This window comes from Kitasatospora sp. NPDC024654, assembly GCF_055559155.1.
Genome location: NZ_JBVHLF010000004.1, coordinates 144,799 through 169,951, shown reverse-complemented (window position 1 = coordinate 169,951; position 25,153 = coordinate 144,799). Strand labels below are relative to the sequence as shown.

Sequence of the window (25,153 nt, the reverse complement as noted above, 5' to 3'; positions counted from 1 at the left end):
TTATCCCCCCCACCCCCCCCCCCCCCCCTCCCCCCCCCCCCCCCCTTCCTTCCCCCCCCCCCCCCCCCCCCCCCCCCCCCCCCCCCCCCCCCCCCCCCCCCCCCCCCCCCCCCCCCCCCCCCCCGGGCCGGCCACGATCAGCCGAGCTGAGGCATCACCTGGGCGGCGATCAGCTCCAGGTGGTCCAGATCCTCCAGGTCGAGAATCTGCAGGTAGATCCGCCCGCAGCCGACTTCCTGATAGCGGGCGATCTTCTCCAGGACCTCGGCCGGGCTACCGGCCAGGCCGTTGGTCCGCAGCTCATCGACCTCGCGGCCGATCGCGGCGGCGCGGCGGGCCACCTCGGCGTCGTTCCGCCCCACACAGGCGACCAGCGCGTTCGAGTAGACCAGCTCGTCCGCCGGCCGACCACGCTCGGCGGCGGCGGCCCGAACCCGCCCGAACTGCTCCTCGGTTCGCTCGACGGAGGCGAACGGCACGTTGAACTCGCTCGCGTAGCGAGCCGCGAGCGCCGGCGTGCGCTCGGCGCCCATACCGCCGAGGAGCAACGGGATCCGCTCCTGGACCGGCTTGGGCAGTGCCGGGGAGTCGGTCAGCCGGTAGTGCGTGCCCTCGTAGTCGAAGGTCTCACCGAGCTTGGTCTCCCACAGTCCGGTGATGATGGCGAGCTGCTCCTCCAGCCGGTCGATGCGGCGCTTCGGGAAGGGGATGCCGTACGCCGCGTGCTCCGCCTCGAACCAGCCGGCGCCCAGGCCGAGTTCGACCCGGCCGTTGCTCATCGCGTCGATCTGGGCGACCTGGATGGCCAGGACACCGGGCAGTCGGAAGGTGGCGGCGGTCATCAGTGTGCCGAGCCTGATGCGTTCGGTCTCGCGGGCGAGACCGGCCAGCGTGATCCAGGCGTCGGTCGGACCGGGCAGGCCGTCGCCGTCGCCCATCTTGAGGTAGTGGTCCGAGCGGAAGAAACCGTCGTAGCCGAGCTGTTCGGCGGCCTGGGCGACGCGCAGCAGCGTCCGGTAGGAGGTGCCCTGCTGCGGCTCGGTGAAGATGCGGAGGTCCATGTCGCTCATCATGCCCCGGGGACAACCACTCTCTGTTCATCAGGTGCCACCCTCAGCCCGGGACTTGAAGCGCTGGCCCCCGACGCGCGGGGCCGGCGGCCCGTCGCCGGCCGATCCGGCGCGGCCTTCTCGCCCACCGCCTGGGCGCGCTTCCTCGCGTTCGCCACCGACGCTCGGGGCTCAGAGGTCGAGATCCGAGCGCCCTCTTGTGAGGAACGGGTGGGCGTTTGAACCCACCCACCCTCCCAGCCGTCCTCATCGCCAAGGCATATGACTAATGGTCACGGAGTCGCCACGCAGCGCACACGTGGTGTACCGTCCGCACCAATAGACGAAGCAACCCCCGCCGGTGCTACCAACACCTGACGGGGGCCTAACTCACGGAGATGACCCGTGGCTTCTGCCAACCTTACCGCTGTCCTGCCCCCGATGGCCGCCCCCGGCTACGGAAAGCGCACCATCCCCGGCCAATCCCCCTGCCACAAGCTGGACTTCGCACACCTGCCCGAACGTGAGCGCTCCCTCGCCGGCCTGATCGACCACCTCCCCGACGGCGCCGCGATCGACGTCAAGACGCTCGCCAAGGAACAGCCCCGCTACGGCCAGCAGGCCGTCCGCTCGGCCCTCAACGCGCTCTCCGAGGCCGGTCACCTGCGCCGGATCCGGGAGAACGTCGGCGAGGGCCGGACGCGCTGGGTCTTCCGGACCTACTTCTCCCGTACCGCCAGGGGCGACGCGTGGTGGGCGCGGTTCCTCGACGTCGGCACCGAAACGCCCTCACCTGATCTGACGGTTGGGCCATCCGAGGACGTTCACCCCAGCACTCACCCCTCGCCCGCCTACGACGCGCTCGCCACCCTCGGGTTCACCGACGCCCGGATGGCACTCTCCGCCCGGGAGTGCGAGGCGCTGGAACCGCTCGCGGCCGAGTGGCTGGACCGTGACGCGACCGTTCCGCACCTCCACGTCGCGCTCACCGCCGGCCTGCCGCTGGACGTGCACAGTCCCGGTGCCTTCGCCCGCCGCAGGTTGACCGACAAGTTGCCGCCCGTCCGCGCCCGCGCCCAAGCCCCCGCCGACGCTGTGTGCCGGAGGATGGAGTGCACCAACTGCCGGGCGCCCGGCCGACCGGAGTCGCTGTCCGGCGGCCTCTGCCGGGTCTGTCTGTCACGGCGAACGTCCGCCGGCCCGCGAGTCCTCAGCCGCCCAGGTCCAGGCCCGGGTGGCACATCTCCGCTCGCTGGTCCACCGGCCGAACGGAGGGAGCGCGCCCGCCGGACGAGCCGTTCCGAACGATCAGTGCTCCGTGGGCGACCAGCAGTCAGGCGCCGAAGTCGACGAATGACGACGGACCACGCTTACTCGTCCGGGAACCGCGGGAGTCAGATGTCGCAGTCACCCGGCTTCGATCCCTGCGGGCAGGGCAGGCGCGAGACGCCCGTCGCGAAGGCCGCCCCCGCGTCCAGCACCGACTGCGGCACCCGGAACTGCCACTGCGGGCTCTGCGCGATCGCCTCCCATCCGGAGAGCCCGAGCGGCGGCTTGTCCCGGGTCACGGTGATCGCCGGACCGTGCTGGCCGGTGTACTGGTCGAGCGTCGCGTTCGCCGCGGTGATCGAGAGGTACGTGCCGTCGGGCCGGACCAGCTTGACGACGTCGTCGTACAGGCCGACCACGTCGGTGGCGGTGATGTAGCCCACCATCCGGCTGCCGTCGGGCAGTTGGGCTGCCTGGCAGGTCGGCTTGTCGTAGTCGGGCTTGCGCGGGCCCTCGTCGGTACCGCCGTGCCAGCCGGTGCAGTCGATCGCGGGAGGCGTGTACCCCGGAGTGAACTTGCTCAGCTCCACCATGACGGTCGAGGCGCCGGCGCCGTCGTTGTACTGGAGCTCGATGTAGCGCGAGGTGGCGCTGTTGTTGAACTTGACCGCGTACGGGTCCAGCCTCGCCAGCTGCGCACCGGGCGGCAGCTGGTCGTGGAAGACCTCCAGCAGCCCCTGCCAGGTGATGTCCCGCAGCAGGGCGGGATCGATGCTCGGGCTCGCGGACGTGGCCGCGGAGGCGCTGGCGGACGGGACGGCGGAGGCACTGACGGACGCCGGCGCGGAGGCCGCCGGGACGACCTGCGGCCCGCCGCGCCCCACCCCCACCGTCGCGCACACGGCCACCACCCCAGCGGCCGCCGCCGCCGCGCCGACCGTCCGCAGTCCCCGGCGGAGCCGGCGTCGCCGGCGGCCCGTCCGGCTCCCCGCCGCGACCATCACCGCCACCGGCGGGTCCAGCTCCTCCACGCTCTCCGCGAGCATTCTGGTCAGATCCTCTTCAAAGTCCATCGCGAAATCCCTTGTCGTCGCGGTAGTCCCGGTAGTCCCGTGCCTGCTCAGTTGCGGAACAGCAGCTCGCGGTCCTCCCCCAGCAGTTCCCGCAGCCGGGCCAGCGAGCGCGTGTTCAGGCTCTTCACGGCGCTCGCACTGCACCCCAGCGTCTCGGCCACCGCCTCGATGCTGTAGTCCTCCAGATACCGCAGCACCACCGCCGCCCGGTTGCGCGGCGGCAGCACGCGCAGCGCCGCCACCAGCGTCAACCGCAGCTCGGTCCCGCCCTCGTGACCGCCCCCGTGGCCACCGGACGGCCGATCGGGCACCGTCTCGACCACCAGCTCGCCCGAGCGGCGGAGCCGGCGGTGCGAGAGGTAGGTGCGCAGCAGCGCCTTCCGCGCGTACGCGTCGATCTCCAGCACCCGGTCCTCGCGCTGCAGCCGTCCCCACACGGCGAACAGCTTGGCGAGCGTGGTCTGCACGAGATCCTGCGCCTGGTGCCAGTCCCCGCACATCAGGTACGCGACCTGGAAGAGTCTGCGGGCCCTTGAAGACGCGAACTCCTCGAAGCTGAGCGCCTCTTGCATGTGGTTCCCCCGGGTGGTCCTGCGCTGTCCGTAACGATCGTCACCGGATAGGACGCCGTGCCCCGGGCCGAGGTATCACGGTGGCGGAGAAACGGATGGCGAGCCGGTGCCGGCTGTGACAGGGTGACGGCCGGCAGATGAACCCGTCCCCCGGGGCGGTCCGGCGCGCCACAGGAGCAACCGATGAAGACACCACCCCGTCTGGACCCGCTGCTCCAGCAGTTCGACTTCGCCCGCAGACGCCTCACCGACCGGATGGCGGGCCCGTTCATGGACAGCGGCAACGGGACGGACGTCGCGGTCATCCCGATGACCGACGAGGAGTACCGCTGGGAACCGGTGCCCGACTGCTGGTCGGTCCGCCGCCACGCGGACGGGCCGGGGCCGCGCGCGGACCTGCTGACCGGCGCGGGTGAGTGGGGACGCGACGCGACCTCCGCCGAGCACCCGTTCCCGCCGCCCTTCACGACCATCGCGTGGCGGCTGAGCCACCTCAGCACGCTGCTGACCCTCCGCGCCGACCACACCGTCGGCAGCCACGCGCTGACGGCGGACGACGTCCGGGTCGCGGGGGACGCGGCCGGGGCGATCGCGGCCTTCGACGCCGGCGCCGAGGCGTGGCGGCACGCGCTGCTGAGCGCCGACGACAGCGCGCTCGACACGGTCGGACACAGCAGCTACCCCTACGGCAGCGACCCGGAGGATCCGTTCATCGAGACGGTGTGGTGGGTCAACCAGGAACTGCTCCACCACGGCGCCGAGATCGCCCTGATCCGCGACCTGTACCGGGCCCGGCAGCGCTGACCCCCGAGGAGGTTCCCGGCCGGGGCAGTAGGGTTCCGCACATGACAGAGCGACGTACGATCCTGAGCGGTTCGACCTTCGAGGAGCAGATCGGGTACGCCAGGGCCGTGGTCGACGGGGACTGGGTACACGTGTCGGGAACCACCGGGTTCGACTACACGACCATGTCGATCTCCGACGACGTGGTGGAGCAGGCCGAGCAGTGTCTGCGCAACATCGAGGCCGCGCTGAGCGAGGCGGGGTGCGGCTTCGCCGACGTGGTGCGGGTGCGCTACCTGCTGCCCGAGCGCGCCGACTTCGAGCCCTGCTGGCCGGTCCTGCGGCGCTGCTTCGGCGAGGTCCGACCGGCCGCGACGATGCTGGTGTGCGGCCTCGCCGACCCCCGGATGGAGATCGAGATCGAGGTGTACGCACGCCGCCCGGTGGGGTAGCGGCCGGCACGGAATCCGCTGGCCCGGCCATGTGCGGGCTGCTTGGATCCGGGCATGGACACTGAACTCCCCCACGGCTACGAGATCTCCACCGACCCCGCGCGGCTTGACGCCGAGCTGATCCACCGGTGGCTGTCGCAGGACGCCTACTGGGCGCTCGGCCGGGCCCGCGAGACGCAGGACCGGGCCATCGCCGGTTCGCTCAACTTCGGTGTCTACGACGGCACTTCGGGTGCCCAGCTCGGCTACGCGCGAGTGGTCACCGACCGGGTCACCTTCGGCTGGCTCTGCGACGTCTACATCTCACCCGCCGTCCGTGGCAAGGGACTCGGCACGGCGCTGGCCGCCGCCGTCCGCGACCACCTCGCCCCGTACGGCCTGCGCCGCGTCATGCTGGCCACCGCCGACGCCCACGAGGTCTACGCCAAGGTGGGGTTCGCGCCGCTGGAGAGGCCGGCGAAGTGGATGGTGCTGGGCAACCAGTGAGGCGACCGAGCGACACGGGACGGGCGGCGGCGCGCCCGCCCACAGGAGTACCGGAGCCTCCAGGGGCTGACGGGCCAGATCCCCCTCTGGCGCCGGTGGCCCGGGCCGGCCCGGGAACAGTGGCTGGTCCTGCCCGGTCCCGGCAGGTCGACCGGGACCGGGCAGGGCGCCGCTTCCGGGCAGCTGCCGAGCGGCTCGTCCTGCCGGCCCCCCTCAGGTGTGGTCCAGCGACGGGCGGTTGTTGAGCACGTCCACGTCGCTGCCGGTGGCGTGGCGGTAGGTCGCGGTGATCCGGGCGAGGTCCTGCGGGGTCCGTCCGACGTCGCCGTGCATGGCACGGTTCGCCCGTACGACGGACGCGGTCGCCTCGCGCCGCGCGGCCTCGTATCCGGCCAGGCCGCGGGGCACGTCGGCGGCCCGGGCGAGTTCGTGCGCGAGCACCCGGGCGTCGACGATGGCCTGGGACGCGCCGTTGGCCCCGACCGGGTACATCAGGTGCGCGGCGTCGCCGAGCAGCGTGACCCGGCCGCGCCCCCAGCCGGGGAGCGGGTCCCGGTCCACCATCGGGTACTCCAGGAGCAGTTCGCTGTCGGTCACCAGGCCGGCGACGTCGAGGCCGCCGACCGTCCACTCCCGGAAGTGCGGCAGCACGTCCGCCAGTCGGCCCGTACGGTCCCAGTCCGTGTCCTCGTCGAGCGTGCTCGGCCCGCCGACCCGGACCTGGCAGACCCAGTTGATCCGCTTCCGGCCGATCGGGTAGGCGATCAGCTGGACGTCCCCGGCCTCCCCGTCCTGTGCGATCACCATCGAGCGGCCGTCCAGGAACGGTTCGCTCCTCGTCACGCCTCGCCACATCCGGACGCCGGACCAGCACAACGGCCCGTCATCCGGGTGCAGTTGGGCACGGACGACGGAACGCAGCCCGTCCGCACCGACCAGCGCGGCGGCGGCGAACTCCGTGACGGCACCGGTCTCCCGCTCCAGCAGACGGACTTGGACGGCTGACGGGCCGTCGTCCGCGAAGCCCGTCAGCCGGGTGCCGGTGCGCACCGCCTCGGCGCCGAGCCGTTCGCGGACGGCGGCGAGGAGCAGCAGCTGCAACTCGCCGCGGTGGATCGCGTACTGCGGCCAACGGTAGCCCTGGGCGATCCCGCGCGGCTCGGTGAAGATCTCGTTGCCGTACCGGTCGCAGTAGACGGTCCGGTCGATGGCCACGCCGCACGCGGCGAGCTCGGCACCGAGGCCGAGTTCGGTCAACTCGCGTACGGCGTGCGGCTGCAGGTTGATCCCCACCCCGAGCGGGCGGATCTCGCGGGTACTCTCCACCACCACCGCGTCGATGCCCGCGGCGTGCAGGCTCAGCGCGGTGGTCAGCCCGCCGATCCCCGCTCCGGCGATGAGCACCGGCTCCTGGTAGTGCTGACGGCTCTCGATCACGCTCAGCTCCTCGTCTCGGTACCTCCAGCCTGGCGCAGCCGGCTGTGAGAAGTCCAAGAACTGGTTTCTCTTGTGACCAGAAGCAGTGGTTATGGCGCCGTGAGGATTCCTTGACGGCGCCTCCCTGTCAGGGCAGCGCTCGGCATCCGCGCGGTCCGCCACCGCCTCCCACTCCCGAGCGGCAACGCGGGCGCGGGCGGGAAGTACGTCGCGGCCCCCGACATGTGGCAGCGGGCCGCCGATCAGGTCGCCCCCGCCTGCGCGACGGCCACCGGCTCCCCGCGCTGCCGACCGCCGCGCTGCTCGCCGCGTCACCGCACGCGTCGCCGCACGGTGCCCCGAACTGTGGGAGGCACAGGCCGAGGGACAGCGGACGACACCGCCGGCGGGGCTCGGTGCCAGTTCGTGCGCGGGGACTGGGCAGGGGCTTGACCCAGCAGTAACTTACCGGCCAGTTCAGCAGTTGCCGGCGTGCCCCCACGCACGCCGGCTCAGGCCTGGTGCGGTCGTCGTGACCGGCCGGACCGGGCTCTGACCTCCATCCCCCACTCGGAGGACGTCATGCCCACCACCCCCACCCATTCCCGCCTGCCCGGACGACGGCGACTCGGCTCGCTCGCGGTCGGCTGCGCGCTGCTGGTCGCCGCGCTCGCCGGGGCCACCGGCCCGGCCAACGCGACAGCGGCGACGAACACGACGAACGCGAAGCCGCAGGACGACCCGGTGGCCGCCGCGCAGGCGCTCGCCGCCCCGGGTGTCCCCGGTGCCAACGACTGGTCGTGTAAGCCGAGTTCGGCCCACCCGCGACCGGTGGTGCTGGTCCACGGCACCTTCGCCAACGGCTCGGTCAACTGGGACACCGTCGCGCCCGCGCTGGCCATGGACGGCTACTGCGTCTACGCGCTCACCTACGGCGCGATGCCCGGCATCCCCGTGCTGCGGGCGATCGCGCCGGTGGCGGACTCCGCGCAGCAGCTGGCGACCTTCGTCGACGGCGTGCTGGCGGCAACCGGCGCCGGGCAGGTCGACATCGTCGGTCACAGCCAGGGCGGCATGCTGCCGCGCTACTACATGAAGTTCGACGGGGGCGCGAGCAAGGTGCACACCCTGATCGGGCTCGCCCCCAGCAACCACGGCACCACGCTGGACGGGCTGGCCACCCTGGCACAGTCCTTCCCCGGCGCCGCTGCGCTGGTCGGCTCGGCCTGCCCGGCCTGCACCGACCAGTTGGTCGGCTCGGCCGCCCTCACCGCGCTCAACGCCGGCGGCGACACGCTGCCGGGCGTGACCTACTGGGTCATCGCCACCGAGGACGACGAGGTGGTGACGCCCTACCAGTCGCAGTTCCTGAGCGGGCCGGACGTCAACAACGTGCTGGTCCAGGACCTCTGTCCGCTGAACCACCCGGACCACGTGCTGATGGCCGTCGACCCGGTCGTGCTGCACGAGATCCGGCACGCGCTCGACCCGGCGAACGTGTCGACCGCCGACTGCTCGGCCGACCTGACCGGCTGAGTCGGCCTCCCGGCCCGGTGCGGGTGGTCAACGCCCGCACCGGGCGGGGAGAGTGTCGGCATGGCCTTTGCGATAGCGCACCTCAGCGATCCGCACCTCACCACCGGCCTGTTGGCCGGCGAACCGGCCACCGGGCTGCACCGGGCGCTCGGCCGGGTGCTCGTCCTCGACCCGCTGCCCGACTGCGTGGTGATCACCGGTGACCTCACCGACCACGGACGGCCGGACGAGTACGCGGCGCTGCGCGAGGTGATCGGAGGGTTCCCGCTCCCGGTCCACCTGGTGGTGGGCAACCACGACGTGGCACGGGAGGTGGTGCGGAGCTTCGGGGGCAGCGGGTTCCTCGGCGGCGGGCACGCGACCAACTACCTGGTGGAGTACCCGGGTTCGACCGTGGTGGTGCTCGACTCCACTGCGGCGGCCGGGCCAGGGCTCTCCGGGGGGCGTCTCGGGTACGCCCAACTCGACTGGCTGGACGAGGTGTTGGCGGAGCGGGCGGAGCTGCCGGCGTTCGTCTGCCTGCACCACCCGCCGGCGGAGGTCGGCATCCCGTTCCTGGACCGGACACGGCTGGCCGACGGCCCGGCACTGGCCGGGGTGATCGCCCGGCACCCGCACGTGGCCCGGGTGTTGGCGGGCCACGTGCACCGGGCGATCAGCGCACCGTTCGCGGGCAGCACGCTCGGGATCGCGCCCAGCACGTACCGGCAGTCCGACCTGAGGCTGGCGGACGACCGCCCGCCGGGCTACCTGCACGAGCCGACCGGCTTCCTGCTGCACCTGCTGACCGGGACGGGTTCGGCGACCCACACGGTCGCGGTGAGCCACCCGGCCGGGCTCACCCGGCACTTCTAGGCGGTCAACGTCCGGATCGGCGAACCGGCCGGGAAGGCGGCGATGTCGGCCACCACCTCGGGAAGTACGTACGGTAGTTGGCCTGCGTCACGTAGCCGAGGTGGGGGGTGGCCAGCACGTTGGGCAGGGTGCGCAGCGGCTCGTCCGCGGGGAGCGGCTCGGTCTCGAACACGTCCAGGCCGGCGCCGGCGATCCAGCCCTCGGTCAGGGCCGTCAGCAGGGCGGACCGGTCCACGATCGCGGCCCGCGCGGTGTTGACGAGGTACGCCGAGCGCCGCATCAGCCGGAGTTCGGGGGCGCCGATCAGGCCCCTGCTGCGCTCGCCGAGTGCGAGACGGATGGAGACGAAGTCACTGCTTTCCAGCAACTCCTCCTTCGAGGATGCCAGTTGGACACCGAGCTCGTCGCACCGCTGCTTGCCGAGGTGCCGGCTCCAGGCGATCACGTCCATCCCCGAACGCCCGGCCGACCGTCGCCACCGTGCCGCCGATCCGGCCGAGTCCGATCAGACCGAGCCGCCGGCCGTGCAGGTCGGTGCCGATCGTGCTCTGCCAGGGGCCGCCACCGCGCAGCGCGGTGTTCTCGGCGACCAGGTTGCGGGCCAGGCCCAGGATCAGCGCCCACGTCAGCCCGGCCGGCGGCAGTCCGGAGCTCGCCGTGCCGCAGACCGTCACGCCGTGCGCCGCCACGGCGGCGAGGTCGATCGAGGCGTTCCGCCTGCCACTGGTGACCAGCAGCCGCAGCCGGGGCAGCCGAGCGAACAGCACTGCCGGGAACGGCGTTCACTCCCGTATGACCACCACGATCTCGCAGTCGCCGATGGCGGCCACCAGGTCGTCCGGGTCGGCGAGGTGTCGCCGGTGACTCGTCACGTCGAACGTCCCGGCGATCGACGACCAGTCCGCCATGGTCAGCGCCACACCCTGGTAGTCGTCGAGCACCGCACAGCGGATCCTCATCGCACACCTCCTCCGCCTTCGGGCACCGCCCGACGGATCAGCCGAGTCGATCACAGCCGGACCGGGGACCACCTGACTGGTCCCGGTATTCCGGCTGGGACCACGCTCCTAGGATCACGGGCGTGCTGACGATTCTGGTGAACGGGCTGCCCGGAGCGGGCAAGACCACGCTCGCGCGGGAACTGGCGGCCGAGTTGGGCCTGCCGTTGCTCAGCAAGGACGCGATCAAGGAGACCCTGGCGGACACGCTGGCCGACGCGCGGCCGGCCGGCTGGTCGCACCGGGAATGGAGCAACTCGCTTGGCGCGGCGGCCGGCGAGACCCTGTGGACGCTGCTGCGCGACGCACGTGGTGACGCCGTGCTGGAGGCGCCCTGGCTCGCGCCGCTACGGCCGGTCGTGGTGGCCGGGCTGCGCCGGGCCGGGGTGAGCGCGGTGCAGGAGGTCTGGTGCGAGGTGCCGGCGGCGGTGGCCCGGGCCCGGTTCGACGCGCGGACCCCCGAGCGGCACGCCGTGCACCTGGAGAGCGGCGGCGCGCTGACCGAGGAGCACTGGGCGGGCTGGGTCCACGGCGCCCGTCCGCTGAGCCTGGGCCCGGTGCACCGGACGGACACCAGCCGGCCGGTGGACGTCGCGGCGCTGGTGGCCCGGCTGCGGGCGGAGGCTCCCGCTCAGCCGGGCCAGCGGCGGGCGCAGAGGACGAGGCGGTAGCCGTCCGGGTCCTGGATGGTGACGCCGTGCTGGTCCCAGTACGGGTTGTGGGCCGCGGCCCGGGTGCCGCCGGCGGCCAGCAGGCGGTCGACCAGGGCCGGTTCGACCGGCGCGCCGAGGTAGACGACGAACAGGTCGTCCACGGTCGGGGTGGGATCGAGCGGGTGCTCCGGGTCGTGGGTGAGCTCGAAGTGCCAGGCGCCGCCGGCCGGGCCGACCATGAGCAGGTCGTGCTCACCGGAGACCCGCTCGGTGGTCCGCCAGAGCACGTCCAGGCCGAGGCCCTCGACGTAGAAGCGCTCGGCGGCGGCCAGGTCGCGCGAGGGGCGGGCGACCCGGATCGGAGTCGTCGAGCTGATCCGGGGCGTGGAAGTCGAGTCGGCCGGAGGCGTGGGATCGATCACGGCGATGAGGATAGTCGTTCCTCGCGACAGCGGGGGCGGGATCCGGCGGGGTGCCGCCGGGGCCGGCGGGTGGGCGTGGTCCGGTGCGGCGGCGCGGCCGGCGACCAGGCCGTCCGCGGCGGGTCCGGTCGCCAGGAGCCTCCCGCCCCCGCGCGGGTGCGCCCCACCGGTGCCCCCGGCCCGGTGACGGCCCGGGCCGGGTGCGCGGCGGCTCAGCCGACCGGCGCGGGAGCGGTCTCCGGGTCGGCGCCGAGGGTCTGGGCCAGCCGGCGGAGGGTGGGGCCGTACTCGGGGTGGGCGAGGGCGGCGGCGAACTGGGCGGTGAGGTAGGCGAGCGGGCTGCCGGTGTCGTACCAGGTACCGGAGATGACCTGACCGTAGACCGCGCGGCGGGCGGCGTAGGCGTTGACCGCGTCGGTCAGGTAGATCTCGCCCTCGCGGTGCTCGTGCCAGAGCCGGGTCTGCTCGCGCAGCTCGTCGATGATGCCGGGGGTGATGACGTAGCCGCCGATCGCCGCGTACGCCGAGGGCGCCTCCGCCGGCGTGGGCTTCTCCACCAGACCGGTGATCCGCAGCAGCCCCTCCCCCAGGTCCTCCTTGACCACCGGGACCCCGTACCGCGGGGCGTCGGCCGGGTCCATCGGCATCAACGCCAGCACCGGGGAGTTGGTGGCCTCGTACGCGGTGATCAGCTGCTGGGCGCGGGGGACGTCGGCGACGAAGACGTCGTCCGGCCAGAGCACCAGCAGCGGCTCCTCGCCCAGGTTGCGGGCGGCGTTCAGGACGGGGGTGCCGTTGCCGTACGGGCCGTGCTGGTGCAGGTAGGTGATGTGGCCGCGCCGGGCCAGGTCGGCGACCTCCTCCACGGCGTCGGCGTAGCCGTGCTTGCCGGCCTCCCGGAGCTGGGCGACCAGGCCCGGGTCCGGCTGGAAGTGGTCCTGGATCAGCCCCTTGCTGGCCGAGACGACGATGGTGATGTCGGTGATCCCGGAGTCGATCAGCTCCCTGACGGTGTGTTCGACGACCGGCTTGTCCCCGACCGGGAGCATCTCCTTCGGAGTGGCCTTGGTGAGCGGCAGGAGGCGGGAGCCCAGGCCGGCGGCCGGGATGACGGCCCGGCGGATGGCGGTGGTCATGCGTGCTCTCTTTTCGATTCGCGGTCCTGCCGCGCCAGTTGGCGCGACAGGTCGGACGCTACCAACCATGAGTGAGTGATTACCGGGAGTTCCTGAACGCCTGGCGTGCCCTCCGCGAGCTCCTGGCGGGGCACCCGCAGCCCGGCTGTGCCTGGGACATCAACCGATTGGTGGATGCCTGGCATCCACCGGATCGGTGCCTGGAGGAACCGGGAGGTCGATCCGGGGGTGGGGTCCTGCGCGGGAGGCTGGTGGCACCGGGGGAGAGCGCCGGTCCGGGCCGGCGGTCAGCACTCAGCGGTCATCACTTAGCGGTCAGCATTCAGCGGTCGACGGTCATCTGTCCAAGGTCCGCGGTTCACGAGGGGAGATCACAGGCCATGGCAGTCATCGAGGTCGAGCACCTGCACAAGCGCTACGGGCACGACATCGCCGTGCACGACGTCTCGTTCACGGTCGAGGAGGGCGAGATCTTCGGCGTCCTCGGCCCGAACGGCGCCGGCAAGACCACCACCGTCGAGTGCCTGGCCGGCCTGCGCCCGTCGGACGGCGGTCGGGTCTCGGTGCTCGGCCTCGACCCCGGCCGGGAGCGGGAGCGCACGGCGCTGCGCCAGGCGCTGGGCGTCCAGCTTCAGGAGAGCGGGCTGCCCGACAAGCTGAAGGTGCGCGAGGCGCTCGACCTGTACGCCTCGTTCTACCGCGCACCCGCCGACGTGACCGGGCTGTTGACCCGACTCGGCCTGGCCGACAAGGCCGGCGCCCGCTACAAACAGCTGTCCGGCGGTCAGAAGCAGCGGCTGGCGATCGCGCTGGCGATGGTCGGCAACCCGCGCGCGGTGGTGCTCGACGAGCTGACCACCGGCCTGGACCCGCACGCCCGCCGGACCACCTGGGAGTTGGTGGAGCAGATCCGCGACACCGGCGTCACCGTCCTGCTGGTCACCCACTTCATGGAGGAGGCCGAGCGGCTCTGCGACCGGGTCGCGGTGATCGACGCCGGCCGGGTGGTGGCCGTGGACACCCCGGCCGGGCTGGCCGCCCGGGCCGGCGAGCGGCAGCGGATGCGGTTCCGGCCCTCCGCCCCGCTCGACGACGCGCTGCTGCTGGCGCTGCCCGAGGTGGACGCGGTGGCGTGGCACGGTCCGCAGGTCGAGATCAGCGGCACCGGGAACCTGGTGCAGGTGGTCACCTCACTGCTGGCCCGCCGGCAGATCGTCGCCGCCGACCTTCGGGTCGAACAGGCCGGCCTGGACGACGCGTTCATCGCGCTGACCGGGCAGCGGCACGCCGAATCCGCCTGAGCCCACCCCCACCCCCACGTCGAGGAGACCGAGATGAACATCGCCATGACCCGCAAGGGCTTCCGCACCCTCACCATCACCCAGGCCCGGCTGCTGCTGCGCGAACCCGCCGCACTGATCTGGCTGCTGCTCCCGGTGCTGCTGGTCATCGTCTTCGGCAACATCCCGGCCTTCCAGAGCGCACAGGCATCCCTCGGTGGCAAGCGGGTGATCGACGTCTACGTGCCGACCCTTGCCGCGATGGTGCCGCTCTTCCTGGCCCTCACCGGCCTCCCCATGACGATGGCGGGCTACCGGGAGAAGGGCGTACTGCGCCGGCTCTCGGTGAGCCCCGTACCGGCGGCCGGGCTGCTCGCCGCCCTGGTCACGGTGATCGCGGCGCTCGCGGCGGCCGGGGTCGTGCTGATCGTCGGGATCGGCGTGCTGGCGTTCCACGTGGCGGCACCGGCCAACATGGGCAGCGTGATCGCCTCGTTTCTGCTCGGCGGCACGGCGGTACTGGCCCTCGGCCTGATGGTCGCTGCGGTGGCCCGCAGCGGCGCCATGGCGAGCGCGCTGGGCGTCCCGCTGATGGTGCTGAACTTCTTCGCCAGTGGCCTGTACTTCCCGATCGCCCAGATGCCGCACCTGCTGCGCACAATCAGCGAGTTCATCCCGTTCGGTGCGGTGATGGACGCCTGGGCCGGACAGGGCGCGCTCTGGCAGCACCTGGCCGTGCTGGCCGGCTACACCATACTCGGCAGCCTGGTCGCGGCCCGGACCTTCCGCTGGGAGTGACCGGGACCATCGACCGGGGCCAAGATGGCCACCGTGAACCAAGATCCCGCGCAGGGCCGGCTGAGCCTGCTGACCAACCGCTACCTCCCGTACCTCGGGCTGGCCCTCTCGGTGGTGCTCGCCACCGCTCTCGGCCCGAGGACGGCCCCCCATCTGACACTGATCCTGGGGCTGTCGGTCCTCACCGCGCTCTGGCAGTGGCTGATGTCGGTCCCCTTTCCGGTGGAAGAGCGGCACCGCGTCAAGGCGGTGGTCTTCTACTTCGGCCTGGCTCCGCTGATCGGATCGCTGGTGGTGCTGAGCCCGCTGTTCGGGTTCTTCGCGTTCACCGGCTACCAGCAGGCGGGCGTGCTGCCGCGCCGACTGCGGCCGATCGGCATCGTGGTGATCGCCGCGCTGATGGCCACCACGCAGGTCGGCGGGGTGGCCAACCTGCACGGCGGACTGCTGCTGCTGTACGGAGGACTGGTGGTGGTCAACGTGGTGGTCGCCGGACTGATCGTCCAGCAGGCCCTCGAGGACGACCAGCGCGGCCGTCAACGATCCCAGCACATTGGCGAGTTGGCCGAGGCCAATCGGCGACTGCGGGAGACCATGGCGGAGAACGCCGGCCTGCACGCGCAGTTGGTCACCCAGGCGCGCGAGGCGGGTGTGCTGGACGAGCGCCAGCGGCTGGCCGGCGAGATCCACGACACCATCGCGCAGGGGCTCACCGGTATCGTCACCCAGCTGGAGGCCGCCGAACGTTTCGATGACGATCCGGAACGCCGGGCCCGGCACCGTGAACTGGCCCGCCGGCTGGCCCGCGAGAGTCTCGCCGAGGCCCGCCGCTCGGTGCAGGCGCTGCGCCCGGGCCCGCTCGCCGAGGCCCACCTCCCCGAGGCGATAGGTGACTTGGCCGACCGGTGGTCGCAGACCTCGGGCGTGCCGGTCCGGGTGGAGGTGACCGGCAGCCCGGTGCCGCTGTCGCCCGCGCTGGAGGTGGTGCTGTTCCGGGTGGCGCAGGAGGGGCTGGCCAACATCGCCAAGCACGCCCGAGCCTCGCGAGCCGGGCTCACGCTCTCCTACACGCACGAGGTGGTGATGCTCGACGTGCTCGACGACGGCCTGGGCTTCCACTGCGAGTCCGACAACGGCTTCCACGGCGGGAGCTCGACCGCCCCTTCCTCCCGCCCCGACAGCTACGGCCTGACCGCCATGCACCAGCGGCTGCACCAGGTCGGCGGCACGCTGGAGATCGAGAGCAGCCCCGGCGAGGGCACCGCGATCAGCGCGAGCGTGCCGCACTCCCGGGAGACAATGCCCTATGACCATTCGTCTGCTCATCGTCGATGACCACCCCATCGTCCGGGACGGTCTGCGCGCCGTCTTCGAGGGCGACCCGGACTTCGAGGTCGCGGGCGAGGCCGGCGACGGCGCCGAGGGCGTCAGCCGGGCGCAGGCGCTGGGCGTGGACGTCGTGCTGATGGATCTCCGGATGCCGAGGATGGGCGGCGTCGAGGCGATCCGCCGCTTGCGCGAACTCGCGCCGGAGATCCGGGTGCTGGTGCTCACCACCTTCGACAGCGACGCCGACGTGCTGCCGGCCGTGGAGGCCGGCGCGACCGGCTACCTGCTCAAGGACGCCCCGCGCGACGAACTGGTCCGCGCCGTCCACGCCGCCCACCAGGGCCAGGCGGTGCTGGCCCCCACCGTCGCCCAGAAGCTCCTCGGTCGGATGCGCGAACCGGCTCCCTCCCCCTCGGAGACCCTCACCGACCGGGAACTGGAGATCCTCCGCCTGGTCGCCGCCGGCACCACCAACAAGGAGGCCGCCAAGCGCCTCTTCATCAGCGAGGCGACGGTGAAGACCCACCTCCTCCACCTCTACGCCAAGCTCGGCGTCCGGGACCGCGCGGCAGCGGTCGCCGAGGCCTACAAGAAGCAGCTGCTGAGCTGACCGGCGTCCCGCCCGGTCAGCCCCCCCGGCAGCCGAGAACCCCCTTGCCAGGGGTGCGCGAGGACCCACTAATCTTCGCCTGCATTTCCCAATCTTCCGGGGGAGGACCACCATGAGGGAGCGCGAAGGCGCCCCGAGACGTCGCGTTCACCGCCTCGCCAGAGGCGTGGCGACCGTCTCCACACTCACCACCCTGCTCGCCACCGGTCTCGCCGGCACCGCGCAGGCCGACACCGGCAAGCCGGCCACCCCGCACAGCACGACCGCTACCCCGCACGGCACGACCGCCGCCGTCGCGGGCGACGTCACCGGCGACGGGCTGCCGGACATCGTCGCGGCCACGGGCAGCAGTCTCACGGTCTTTCCGGACCACGGCGCCCCCTACACCGCCGCCACCCCCAGCCAGTCCCCCGAGCGGTCCGAGCCGTGGAGCGACTACCTCGTCACCCACCACGGCAGCCTGACCGGCTCGGGCCCGGACGACCTCTACGCGCTCAGCACGGTCTCGCACACGCTGTACCTCGTGCCCAACGACGCCGACTCCGGTGGTACCGCAGGGCACTTCAGCCACCCCCAGCTCGCCGTCCAGATCGCCAAGCCCGCCTGCCCGACGGCCGGCGGCGACTGCACCGGCTACGACCCGACCTGGAACTCCACCACCCAGATCGTCGCCCTCGACGGTCTCGGCGGCCCGGGCACCCCGCCCGCGCTGATCACGGTCGAGGGCACCCTGCTCTACTACTACCCCGGCATCGGCGGCGGCCAGTTGGGCACACCGGTGCTGCTGAGCAACGGCGACTGGTCGAACACCACGGTGCTGGCCCCCGGCTCGACCGGTGGCACGCCCACCCTGTGGGTCCGGGAGAACCACACCGGCACGCTGACCAGCTACCCGCTGAACCTCGGTGCTGACGGCACCCGGACCGACTTCCTGATCCCACCGGCCACCTCCCAGCTCAAGTCCGCCGTCCGGCTCGCCAGCGGCAGTGCGATGTGCTTCGCCCGCGGAGGCGACGGCAGCGCCGCGATCGACATCTGCGGCGCCGGGGGCGACCAGTTGGTGTTCGGCACCGACGGCACCGTGCAGACCGGCGGCCAGTGCCTCGACGCGGCCTCCGCCGCGGCGCACCCCGGCACCCCGCTCGGGTTCCTGCCCTGCGACGGCCGTGCCTCCGAGCACCACTGGGTCGCGGGTCCCGGCGGCACGCTGGTGGACAGCGGGTCGAACCAGTGCGTCACCCTGGTCGGCTCCGTCACGAACAACGGCATGGACTACCTGAGCCCCTGCACCGGGGCCCAGGCGCAGACCTGGAGCACCGACTCGGTGGGCGCCGCCGGCCCGCTGCCGACGCCCGTCCCGATCTCGCCGCTGAACGTCTACCAGCCGACCCCCGACTCCGGCAGCGCCCTGGTCGCCCCCGGCGACTTCACCGGTGACGGGCTCCCCGACCTGGTCGAACTCGGCACCGATGCCGTGCTCTACCCGGGCGAGGCAGCCGCGAACGGAGCACCGCGGTTCGGCGCACCGGTGACGCTGGGCCAGGTCGCCGACTACCGGCAGAGCGCCGTCGTCGACGCCGCCGATCCGATGCAGAGCGGCGACGCCCTGTACTCCGCCTGCGGCTGGCTGCACCTCGAGCCGAACGGCTACCTGGTGCTGACCTCGTACACCGGCAAGCAGCTGTGGTCGGCCGGCACGTACATCGACAACGGTCAGCCGGTCGCCTCGATCGGCGACGACGGCGACCTGTGGATCATGCAGGTGAACCCGACCGGTCAGCCGCTCTGGTACTCCCCCGCCGCCGGAGCGGGCGCCCGCGCCACGCTCGGGGACGACTGCAACTTCGTGCTGCGGAACTCCGCCGGCACCCCGGTCTGGTCCACCCAGACCTACGACCCCACCCACGATCTGACCGGTCACGTGGTCACCGCCGGCACCGTGCTGCCCAGCGGCAGCAGCCTCACCTCGAACGCCACCCGGCTGGACATGCAGGCCGACGGCAACCTGGTGCTCTACAACCTGAGCACCGGCCACGCCCTGTGGGCCACCGGGACCTGGAACCACCCCGGCACCCATACCGTCCTGCAGACCGACGGCAACCTCGTCGTCTACGGCGCCGACGGCACCGCCCTCTGGTCCACCGGCACCTGGGGCCACCCCGGCGACCACCTGGTCGTCCAGAACGACCGGAACGTCGTGCTCTACGACGTCAACGACCGGGCCCTGTGGTCCACCGGCACCGCCAACCCCGACACCCTCGGGCAGCCCCTGGCGAGCGGTGCCACGCTGGCGCCCAACGCCACGCTCGCGTCCGGGTCGGGTTCCCTGCGGATGCAGACCGACGGCAACCTCGTGCTGACGGGTCTCAAGAGCGGGCAGCCGCTGTGGGACAGCGCCACCTGGAACCACCCCGGCGCCCACACCACCATGCAGGCCGACGGCAACCTCGTCGTCTACGGCGCCGACGGCACCGCCCTCTGGTCCACCGGCACCTGGGGCCACCCCGGCGCCGACCTGGTCGTCCAGGACGACGACAACGTCGTCCTCTACGACGCCGACGGCAAGGCCCTCTGGTCCACCGGCACCTACGGCCGCAGCTGACCGGCGCCGAAGGGCCGGGAGTTGGCGGGATTCTCGCCAACTCCCGGCCCTCCCCGGTCCTTCGGTGCCCGTCGCGTCAGTCGGCGCCCGGTGCGGCGCGCCGAGCGGTCTCGGCCAGCGCCGTGTTCGCGACCATCACGGCCCCGACGACCACTGCCGCGACCGGGTGCCCCACCCCGTACAGGGCCGCGGCACTTCCACCGAGAACCAGTGCCTTGACCAGCAGCACACCGGGAAGGGCCGGCCGCAACCGCGCCCTCGGGGCGGCGAACAGCCCCCACAGCACGATGGCGAGCAGCGGCGCACCGACCCCGAGCAGGACGCGAAGAGCGAGGTCGCCGCCCGTGGCGAAGCCCCACCAGCAGAGCAGACCCAGTGCGACCAGCTCCAGCAGGAACGCCAGGATCTCGTTCGCGACGTACCAGGCCCGGCCGTCCGGCACGAGCGGGCCGGAACCCCTCGCCTCCGTCATGAGCGCCCCCTCCCCCGTCGACGCACCCGGTCACCCCAGCATGGCACGAAGGGCAACAGCCGGCCCATGGGGAACCTCGAAGGCCCGGCGATCCTTCGCCGAGGCCCACCCGGCAGCGGCCCGCCGTGCGACACTGCGGATCATGACCTCAGCGGCAACCAGCGCGGCAAGCGCTGGTACTTGGCGACTCGGCGACCTGACCATCAACCGGATCGGCTTCGGTGCCATGCGCCTGACCGGTAGCGGTGTCTTCGACCACGGCGCGCCGAGCGACCGCGACCGTGCGATCGGCGTGCTGCGGCGCGCGGTCGAACTCGGCGTGAACCACATCGACACCGCGTCGTTCTACTTCTCCTCGCTGCGCTCCGCCAACGAGCTGATCAACAGCGCGCTCGCCCCGTACCCGCAGGACCTGGTCATCGTCACCAAGGTCGGGCCGGGCCGCGACCCCTCCGGCGAGTGGTACGCGGCCCGGCCCGAGCAGTTGCGCGGCCAGGTGGAGGAGAACCTGCGCCAGCTCGGCCGCGACCACCTCGACGTGGTGAACCTGCGCCTGCTCCCCAGCATGCGCGAACTCCCCCTGTTCGCCGACCACTTCGGCGCGCTGGCCGAGCTGCGCGCGGCCGGGCTGATCCGCCACCTGGGCCTGTCCGCCATCGGGCCCGAGCACCTCGCCGAGGCCCAGGCCATCGCGCCGGTGGTCTGCGTACAGAACCGGTACAGCATCGACGCGCGACCCGCGGACGCCGAGGAACTCCTGCGGGTCTGCGGCGAGCAGGGCATCGCGTTCGTACCGTTCTTCGCCATCGCCGGGGAAGGGCGCGAGGAGGGCCGCCGCGAGGACGACGAGCAGGTGCTCGCCGTCGCCCGGGCGCACGACGCGACGCCCGCGCAGGTCCGGCTGGCCTGGACGCTCCAGCGCGGCCCGCACGTGCTCGCCATCCCCGGAACCGGCAACCCGGACCACCTGGTCGAGAACCTGGCCGCCGGCGCGCTGCGGCTCTCCGCCGAGGAATTGCACCGGCTCGACTCCCCGGGCGACGTCTGAGCCCCCACCGGGGTCGCGCGGAAAGTCGCCCTGTTCGACTTTCCACTCCCGTAGGTCTGGCCCGCCATCCGCGGCGATCGCCCCCGTTCGGGCTGTCGGGAGGGTCCGAGCCGAGGGGCGGTAGGGCGTCGGTGCTGATCGTGCCGTCCGTCCGCGCGCAACAGCGCGCTGCGCATGGTGCCTTCGAGGGTGTATCCGGCCTTGGCCGCCACTCGGCAGGAGGCCAGGTTGGCCACCGAGTGGCACGGTCGCAGGCGATGCAGACCCGAGCTCCTCCAGAGCCCACCGGCTCGGGAAGGCGGGGCGCGGCTGGAGAAGTCGGGCCGGCCGACCTCCAGGTGCTTGAGAAGGAGCTGTTGAGAGGAGGTCAGCGCAGCGCGGACGCCGGCAACTCGCGGGTGTGCACGGTGATCGGCGCACCCTCCGGCTGGTCGGGACGCAGGTGCAGGGCGAGCGCCGTGCCGTAGCCGGGTGCCGAGGGGACGTCCACCAAGGCCCACCCCGACGGGGCCGACGGCTGCCCACCGGTGCCGACGTACGGCTCGGCCACCCCGTAGGCGATGCCGATCCCGACGCCCTTCAGGTACGCCTCCTTGCGGGTCCAGCAGCGCAGCAGACCGTCCGCTCGCTCGGCCACCGGCAGCACCGCCAACTCCGCCTGCTCGGCCGGATGCAGCTGCCCCCCGACCTCCAGGCCCGCCGGGCCCGCGAAGGCCGCCCGTTGCTCGACGTCCACCCCGACCGGCCGACGGGCGAGCGCGATCACCGCCGCCCCGGTGGCGTGCGTCAGCGAGAAGTCCACCCCGCCGCTCACCACCTCCGGCCGTCCGTGCGGGCCCCCGCACCCCGGGCAGACCGCCCGCGAGAACGACACCTCCCCCGCCGGGATCCCCAGGCACGACCCCAACACCACCCGCAACGCGACGTGCGCCACCCGGTAGAGCGCCCGGTCGACCGGCCGCGCGAACGCCCCGGCCCGTTCGCGCTCCGCCGCGCTCAGTACGGCGTCCCCCGCCTCGGCCGCCGCCGTGGACTCGGGGTCCACCGCGACCCACCACACCTCCGCCTCGGCCGCGTCCAACCCAGCCCCGGCCACCGGGATCAGCTCCATCGACTCCCCACGCCTCCCTGCCGCGCCACTGCCGGCGTCCACCCTGTCACAACCCCCGACCCGAGCCCGCTGCTGGCGTGCCTCCCGCACGCCGACCGCGCACCGGCCCCGACGCCGTGCTCACCGGCAAGGACCGCGGCACCGCCGGCCCGCACCGCCGGGCAGAACCTGCTGGGTCGCGATCTTCGCGGTGAACGGCACCTTCGCGCTCCCCCTCGCTCAGCGGCGCCGGAAGCCGGCCCTACTCCGGCTGGTCTACTGCGCGGCCCCACCGGCCGAGCTGCTCACCTCGGCCGCGGGCCGCACGCACCGTCGTACTGGCGATCCTCGGCCTGGCCGTCCTCCCCACCGCGCCCACCCTGCGGAAGCGGCGGCCCGACCCCGCTGAGCAGTGCGAGCGCCGAACAACCGGCACAAGCCCGACGGCCGCCACGCCGGCCACGGACACCCGACACGAGCCGATCTCCACTGCCCGGCCCACCCCCCTCCCCAGCTATCCGGTACGGAACCACACGCGAACCTGTGTAGACTTGCCCGCGTTGCCGATGCCGACCTCCCCACGGGCGGTCGCCCCGACAGCGGTGCCGCCTTAGCTCAGTTGGCCAGAGCAACGCACTCGTAATGCGTAGGTCGCGGGTTCGAATCCCGCAGGCGGCTCCGAGAAGGCCCAGGTCAGATAGCCCGTGACCTGGGCCTTTTGCCGTTCCGCGACCTTCTGGGGGGCGTCTGCGTGAGCGGAAAAGCTTCATGCTCGCTCCCGGCGGACATTCGGTGGTCAACCGTGCTCGGGCGTGCACGCGGTGGACAGGGACTGCCGTGGCGCGGTGACGAGGACGAGCGTGGGCTTGTAGAAACCCGATAAGCGGGCTTTCGCCGGTCTCGGGGATGATGAACGGCGCGGGGTGGCGACTCTGTTACTCAATTCGGCCGAGCAGCAGAGACCGGCCAGGAGGGTCGCAACAGCCCCCGCGTTGCCGCAGGTCGCAGCCCGCGCTTCGGCGCCACTCCGGAATTGAGCAACAGAGTCGGTGGCTGGACCAAAGTGGAACGGGAAGGCGGTATGTGCACGGCCGCATCGAACTCCGCCAGGTGCTAACCGAATTGGGCATGTCCCGCTCCGTGTGGGTGTCGTGGGGCTGCGGACCCGGTTCAGGCTGATGAAGACGGGCTTGCCGTCGGTGTCCATGCCGCACGCCGGGAGCGCGGGCTCGGCGAGCGCGTTCGGGTGCCTGCGGAAGTGCGAGGCGTCCAGGAAGAGCCCCTCTGCAGGTCACGTGACGATGAGACGTGCGGAATCGTCACTGCGGTGCCGACCAAACCCTGGCCGACCCGTCCACAGTCCCTCGAAGTATCCAAGGCGGCGGCCACCCACGACCGGTCCGGGAACGGGGAGCTCGGCACGGAAGTGGCCGTATGACGCCGTTCCGGGCGCCAGGTAGATCTCGATGTCTGCCTCCTCGAAGTCCAGCCACTTCCCGGTCAGCGGAAACCAAGCCTTGTAGACGGACTCCTTCGCGCTGTACAGCAGTCGATCCCAGTGAACTGCGGGCTGCCGGGCGCCCAGCAGCGTCAGGCGCTTCCGTTCGGCGGGCAGTGAGATGGAGGGCAGGATGCCGTCCGGGAGTGGGCCTTGGGGCTCGGCGTCGATGCCCGGGGAAGCCAGGTCGGCCGCGCGGACCAGGGCGGCAGCGCGGTAGCCGTCGCAGTGGGTCATGCTGCCGATCAGGCCCTGCGGCCATTGCGGAGCACCACGCTCGCCGGGCAGCACGGGAACCGGCGGCACACCGAGCTTCGCCATGGCGTGTCGAGCACAGCCGCGCACCGCGGAGAACTCGCGGCGGCGCTTGTCCACTGCCCGCGCCACGACCTCCTGTCCTCGGGGTGGAGCGGGGCCTGGCCGGCCTCGTCGTCACCGTAGGTCTCCACGGCTACCACCGAGTTGGGGAGCAGCTCATCGATCACCAGTTCCGACCTCCATCGGCGAATGCGGGGTACCAGAGGACATGGCCGCCCGCATCTCCGCCGAGGACGGCGTCAACACCGCGTGTGCCCTGCTCGGATCAGAAGTGGGGTGAGGCGGGGGCGCCCCCGAGCCGCAGGTCGCCGACCCCGTCGAGGATCTGCTCCGAGGACGCGACATGGCGGCCCGCGGTGATGAGGTCGCGCAGGCACCGGTCGAGCGGGGTGCGCTCGGTGTAGACCGCGGCCGATCCCACGGCGTCGTAAAGGAGTTGGACCGCCTCCCGGCAGGCCCGGTGCGCGAACCGGCGGGCCAGCGCGGCCGTGCCGCGTTCGGGCGCCAGGCCCGCCGCCTGTGCGGCCCAGGCGTCCTCCAGCGTGGAGTACACGTAGGCGTCCGCCGCACCGATCAGCGACTCGGCGTGCGCGAGGTCGGCCGGGACGCCCGGCCACGGCAGTGTGGAACGCCTGGCGGCGAGGATCTCCCTGGCGGTGTTCAGCGCGGACCTGCCGATGCCCAACGGCACGCCCGCCATCTTGAGGGCGAGGTTGTCGGCGCGCAGGTGGAGCGGCTGCTGCCGGGTGCCGGACGGCACGAGCCCGAACGTGTGCCGTTCCGGGAGGAACAGGTCGGCGACCTCGAAGTCGTGGGAGCCGGTGCCGCGCAGCCCGGTGGTGTTCCAGGTGTCGAGCACCCGCACGTGCGCGGCGTCGAAGACGGCGATCCTCGGGCCGCCTTCCGGGGTCTGGAACCCGGCCATCACCCGGTCGGCGTGGGTGATCCCGCTGCCGTAGGTCCAGCGGCCCGACAGGAGGTAGCCGCCGTCCCGCCGGACCGCCCGCCCGGCCGGTGGCAGCACCGTCGCGGTGATCAGGTCCGGGTCCGGGAACAGCTCGGTGAACGCCTCCGCGGGCAGCGAGACCACGGCCAGCGCGGCGTTCAGCGCGACGGCCGCGCACCAGGCGACCGAGGCGTCCCCCTCAGCCAGCAGGTCGACGGCCCGCGTGATCTCCGGCACGGTCATCTCGACACCGCCCAGCAGCGGTGGCAGGGCGGCGCGCAGCAGCCCGGTGGCCTTCAGGCCGTCGAGGACGTCACCGGGAATCCGGCCCAGCCGCTCGATTTCCGGCGCACACGCCGGGAGGCGCGAGGCGTACGCCCTCACGCGGTCCAGGACCGATGCGGCGGTGAGGCCCGTCTCGGCCCGGGTCGGCAGTTCGATGGTGGTCATCCGGTCCTCCTG

The 25,153-nt window shown here is 72.6% G+C and carries 21 protein-coding genes, 1 tRNA gene and 3 pseudogenes; 13 read left to right on the top strand and 12 right to left on the bottom strand.

The features are described from left to right. Nucleotides 1-137 precede the first annotated feature (137 nt). The 3 genes from ACZ38L_RS04215 to ACZ38L_RS04205 form a co-directional block, all read right to left on the bottom strand. Nucleotides 138-1,061, bottom strand: coding sequence for an LLM class F420-dependent oxidoreductase (locus ACZ38L_RS04215; protein WP_465689031.1), 924 nt, complete (start codon nt 1,059-1,061; stop codon nt 138-140). A gap of 1,382 nt (nt 1,062-2,443) precedes the next feature. Next, nucleotides 2,444-3,391, bottom strand: coding sequence for a hypothetical protein (locus ACZ38L_RS04210; RefSeq protein ID WP_465689029.1), 948 nt, complete (start codon nt 3,389-3,391; stop codon nt 2,444-2,446). A 47-nt stretch (nt 3,392-3,438) separates the two neighbouring features. Continuing rightward, entirely contained in the window at nt 3,439-3,963 is a 525-nt protein-coding gene (locus tag ACZ38L_RS04205) for a SigE family RNA polymerase sigma factor (RefSeq protein WP_465689028.1), read from the bottom strand. A gap of 183 nt (nt 3,964-4,146) precedes the next feature. Here ACZ38L_RS04205 and ACZ38L_RS04200 point away from each other — a divergent pair, with 183 nt between their 5' ends. Genes ACZ38L_RS04200 through ACZ38L_RS04190 form a run of 3 tightly spaced genes read left to right on the top strand, consistent with a single transcriptional unit; the run spans nt 4,147 to nt 5,684 of the window. Then, entirely contained in the window at nt 4,147-4,767 is a 621-nt protein-coding gene (locus ACZ38L_RS04200) for a DinB family protein (RefSeq protein WP_465689026.1), read from the top strand. A 41-nt stretch (nt 4,768-4,808) separates the two neighbouring features. Continuing rightward, entirely contained in the window at nt 4,809-5,198 is a 390-nt protein-coding gene (locus ACZ38L_RS04195) for a RidA family protein (protein WP_465689024.1), read from the top strand. Nucleotides 5,199-5,252: 54 nt separating this feature from the next. Continuing rightward, complete coding sequence (locus ACZ38L_RS04190; RefSeq protein WP_465689022.1) at nt 5,253-5,684, top strand: GNAT family N-acetyltransferase; 432 nt, start codon at nt 5,253-5,255, stop codon at nt 5,682-5,684. A 213-nt stretch (nt 5,685-5,897) separates the two neighbouring features. Here the strand turns inward: ACZ38L_RS04190 and ACZ38L_RS04185 are convergent, their stop codons facing one another. Beyond that, the gene (locus ACZ38L_RS04185; RefSeq protein WP_465689020.1) at nt 5,898-7,121 is read right to left on the bottom strand and encodes a flavin-dependent oxidoreductase; all 1,224 of its coding nucleotides are present in this window, start codon (nt 7,119-7,121) and stop codon (nt 5,898-5,900) included. Nucleotides 7,122-7,682: 561 nt separating this feature from the next. Between ACZ38L_RS04185 and ACZ38L_RS04180 the strand changes: the two genes are divergently transcribed. Both ACZ38L_RS04180 and ACZ38L_RS04175 read left to right on the top strand, forming a co-directional pair. Continuing rightward, nucleotides 7,683-8,636 (top strand): esterase/lipase family protein, encoded by a 954-nt coding sequence (locus ACZ38L_RS04180; RefSeq protein ID WP_465689018.1) that lies wholly within the window; start codon nt 7,683-7,685, stop codon nt 8,634-8,636. 60 nt (nt 8,637-8,696) lie between these two features. After that, nucleotides 8,697-9,491, top strand: a complete 795-nt coding sequence (locus ACZ38L_RS04175) for a phosphodiesterase (RefSeq protein WP_465689016.1) — start codon at nt 8,697-8,699, stop codon at nt 9,489-9,491. On the opposite strand, the pseudogene ACZ38L_RS04170 reads toward ACZ38L_RS04175, so the two are convergent. Continuing rightward, nucleotides 9,488-10,450, bottom strand: a pseudogene (locus tag ACZ38L_RS04170) (D-2-hydroxyacid dehydrogenase family protein). The gene ACZ38L_RS04175 and the pseudogene ACZ38L_RS04170 sit on opposite strands and share 4 nt — an antisense overlap. 122 nt (nt 10,451-10,572) lie before the next feature. On the opposite strand from ACZ38L_RS04170, the gene ACZ38L_RS04165 reads away from it, so the two are divergent. After that, nucleotides 10,573-11,160: a P-loop nucleotide/nucleoside kinase family protein gene (locus ACZ38L_RS04165; RefSeq protein ID WP_465689014.1), complete on the top strand. Its 588-nt coding sequence runs from the start codon at nt 10,573-10,575 to the stop codon at nt 11,158-11,160. Here the strand turns inward: ACZ38L_RS04165 and ACZ38L_RS04160 are convergent. After that, the gene (locus ACZ38L_RS04160) at nt 11,121-11,561 is read right to left on the bottom strand and encodes a VOC family protein (protein ID WP_465689115.1); all 441 of its coding nucleotides are present in this window, start codon (nt 11,559-11,561) and stop codon (nt 11,121-11,123) included. The genes ACZ38L_RS04165 and ACZ38L_RS04160 overlap by 40 nt on opposite strands. A 215-nt stretch (nt 11,562-11,776) precedes the next feature. Then, complete coding sequence (locus ACZ38L_RS04155; RefSeq protein WP_465689012.1) at nt 11,777-12,700, bottom strand: UTP--glucose-1-phosphate uridylyltransferase; 924 nt, start codon at nt 12,698-12,700, stop codon at nt 11,777-11,779. A 380-nt stretch (nt 12,701-13,080) separates the two neighbouring features. On the opposite strand from ACZ38L_RS04155, the gene ACZ38L_RS04150 reads away from it, so the two are divergent. The 5 genes from ACZ38L_RS04150 (at nt 13,081) to ACZ38L_RS04130 (ending at nt 19,319) form a co-directional block, all read left to right on the top strand. After that, nucleotides 13,081-14,001: an ABC transporter ATP-binding protein gene (locus tag ACZ38L_RS04150; RefSeq protein ID WP_465689010.1), complete on the top strand. Its 921-nt coding sequence runs from the start codon at nt 13,081-13,083 to the stop codon at nt 13,999-14,001. 33 nt (nt 14,002-14,034) lie between these two features. Continuing rightward, nucleotides 14,035-14,778, top strand: a complete 744-nt coding sequence (locus ACZ38L_RS04145; protein WP_465689008.1) for an ABC transporter permease — start codon at nt 14,035-14,037, stop codon at nt 14,776-14,778. A gap of 33 nt (nt 14,779-14,811) precedes the next feature. Next, nucleotides 14,812-16,113, top strand: coding sequence for a histidine kinase (locus ACZ38L_RS04140; protein WP_465689006.1), 1,302 nt, complete (start codon nt 14,812-14,814; stop codon nt 16,111-16,113). Further along, complete coding sequence (locus tag ACZ38L_RS04135) at nt 16,085-16,717, top strand: response regulator (protein WP_465689004.1); 633 nt, start codon at nt 16,085-16,087, stop codon at nt 16,715-16,717. The genes ACZ38L_RS04140 and ACZ38L_RS04135 overlap by 29 nt, the downstream gene beginning before the upstream one ends. A gap of 112 nt (nt 16,718-16,829) precedes the next feature. Then, on the top strand, nt 16,830-19,319 hold the full coding sequence (locus tag ACZ38L_RS04130) for a ricin-type beta-trefoil lectin domain protein (RefSeq protein ID WP_465689002.1): 2,490 nt from the start codon (nt 16,830-16,832) through the stop codon (nt 19,317-19,319). A 76-nt stretch (nt 19,320-19,395) separates the two neighbouring features. Here the strand turns inward: ACZ38L_RS04130 and ACZ38L_RS04125 are convergent, their stop codons facing one another. Beyond that, nucleotides 19,396-19,791 carry a YrdB family protein gene (locus tag ACZ38L_RS04125; RefSeq protein ID WP_465689000.1) on the bottom strand — a complete coding sequence of 132 codons (396 nt, stop codon included), beginning with the start codon at nt 19,789-19,791 and terminating at the stop codon, nt 19,396-19,398. A 142-nt stretch (nt 19,792-19,933) separates the two neighbouring features. On the opposite strand from ACZ38L_RS04125, the gene ACZ38L_RS04120 reads away from it, so the two are divergent. Continuing rightward, complete coding sequence (locus ACZ38L_RS04120) at nt 19,934-20,839, top strand: oxidoreductase (RefSeq protein ID WP_465688998.1); 906 nt, start codon at nt 19,934-19,936, stop codon at nt 20,837-20,839. 131 nt (nt 20,840-20,970) lie between these two features. On the opposite strand, the pseudogene ACZ38L_RS04115 reads toward ACZ38L_RS04120, so the two are convergent. Beyond that, nucleotides 20,971-21,130 (bottom strand): annotated as a pseudogene (locus tag ACZ38L_RS04115) (GNAT family N-acetyltransferase); the annotation flags it as partial. Between the two features lie 76 nt (nt 21,131-21,206). Beyond that, nucleotides 21,207-21,950, bottom strand: coding sequence for a 4'-phosphopantetheinyl transferase family protein (locus ACZ38L_RS04110; RefSeq protein WP_465688996.1), 744 nt, complete (start codon nt 21,948-21,950; stop codon nt 21,207-21,209). Nucleotides 21,951-22,533: 583 nt separating this feature from the next. Between ACZ38L_RS04110 and ACZ38L_RS04105 the strand changes: the two genes are divergently transcribed. After that, nucleotides 22,534-22,607 (top strand) — tRNA-Thr (locus tag ACZ38L_RS04105). A gap of 630 nt (nt 22,608-23,237) precedes the next feature. Here the strand turns inward: ACZ38L_RS04105 and ACZ38L_RS04100 are convergent. Together ACZ38L_RS04100 and ACZ38L_RS04095 are read right to left on the bottom strand one after the other, a co-directional pair. Continuing rightward, nucleotides 23,238-23,912 (bottom strand): annotated as a pseudogene (locus ACZ38L_RS04100) (4'-phosphopantetheinyl transferase family protein); the annotation flags it as partial. A gap of 98 nt (nt 23,913-24,010) precedes the next feature. Continuing rightward, nucleotides 24,011-25,141: an acyl-CoA dehydrogenase family protein gene (locus ACZ38L_RS04095; RefSeq protein ID WP_465688994.1), complete on the bottom strand. Its 1,131-nt coding sequence runs from the start codon at nt 25,139-25,141 to the stop codon at nt 24,011-24,013. Between the last annotated feature and the right edge of the window lie 12 nt (nt 25,142-25,153).

Bases quoted from the DNA above. Each gene is read 5' to 3' on its own strand.
- ACZ38L_RS04135 (WP_465689004.1), top strand. From the start codon at position 16,085: ATGACCATTCGTCTGCTCATCGTCGATGACCACCCCATCGTCCGGGAC.
- ACZ38L_RS04175 (WP_465689016.1), top strand. From the start codon at position 8,697: ATGGCCTTTGCGATAGCGCACCTCAGCGATCCGCACCTCACCACCGGC.
- ACZ38L_RS04200 (WP_465689026.1), top strand. From the start codon at position 4,147: ATGAAGACACCACCCCGTCTGGACCCGCTGCTCCAGCAGTTCGACTTC.
- ACZ38L_RS04145 (WP_465689008.1), top strand. From the start codon at position 14,035: ATGAACATCGCCATGACCCGCAAGGGCTTCCGCACCCTCACCATCACC.
- ACZ38L_RS04150 (WP_465689010.1), top strand. From the start codon at position 13,081: ATGGCAGTCATCGAGGTCGAGCACCTGCACAAGCGCTACGGGCACGAC.
- ACZ38L_RS04120 (WP_465688998.1), top strand. From the start codon at position 19,934: ATGACCTCAGCGGCAACCAGCGCGGCAAGCGCTGGTACTTGGCGACTC.
- ACZ38L_RS04205 (WP_465689028.1), bottom strand. From the start codon at position 3,963: ATGCAAGAGGCGCTCAGCTTCGAGGAGTTCGCGTCTTCAAGGGCCCGC.
- ACZ38L_RS04195 (WP_465689024.1), top strand. From the start codon at position 4,809: ATGACAGAGCGACGTACGATCCTGAGCGGTTCGACCTTCGAGGAGCAG.
- ACZ38L_RS04180 (WP_465689018.1), top strand. From the start codon at position 7,683: ATGCCCACCACCCCCACCCATTCCCGCCTGCCCGGACGACGGCGACTC.
- ACZ38L_RS04190 (WP_465689022.1), top strand. From the start codon at position 5,253: ATGGACACTGAACTCCCCCACGGCTACGAGATCTCCACCGACCCCGCG.
- ACZ38L_RS04130 (WP_465689002.1), top strand. From the start codon at position 16,830: ATGAGGGAGCGCGAAGGCGCCCCGAGACGTCGCGTTCACCGCCTCGCC.
- ACZ38L_RS04110 (WP_465688996.1), bottom strand. From the start codon at position 21,950: ATGGAGCTGATCCCGGTGGCCGGGGCTGGGTTGGACGCGGCCGAGGCG.
- ACZ38L_RS04210 (WP_465689029.1), bottom strand. From the start codon at position 3,391: ATGGACTTTGAAGAGGATCTGACCAGAATGCTCGCGGAGAGCGTGGAG.
- ACZ38L_RS04095 (WP_465688994.1), bottom strand. From the start codon at position 25,141: ATGACCACCATCGAACTGCCGACCCGGGCCGAGACGGGCCTCACCGCC.
- ACZ38L_RS04155 (WP_465689012.1), bottom strand. From the start codon at position 12,700: ATGACCACCGCCATCCGCCGGGCCGTCATCCCGGCCGCCGGCCTGGGC.
- ACZ38L_RS04125 (WP_465689000.1), bottom strand. From the start codon at position 19,791: ATGACGGAGGCGAGGGGTTCCGGCCCGCTCGTGCCGGACGGCCGGGCC.
- ACZ38L_RS04215 (WP_465689031.1), bottom strand. From the start codon at position 1,061: ATGGACCTCCGCATCTTCACCGAGCCGCAGCAGGGCACCTCCTACCGG.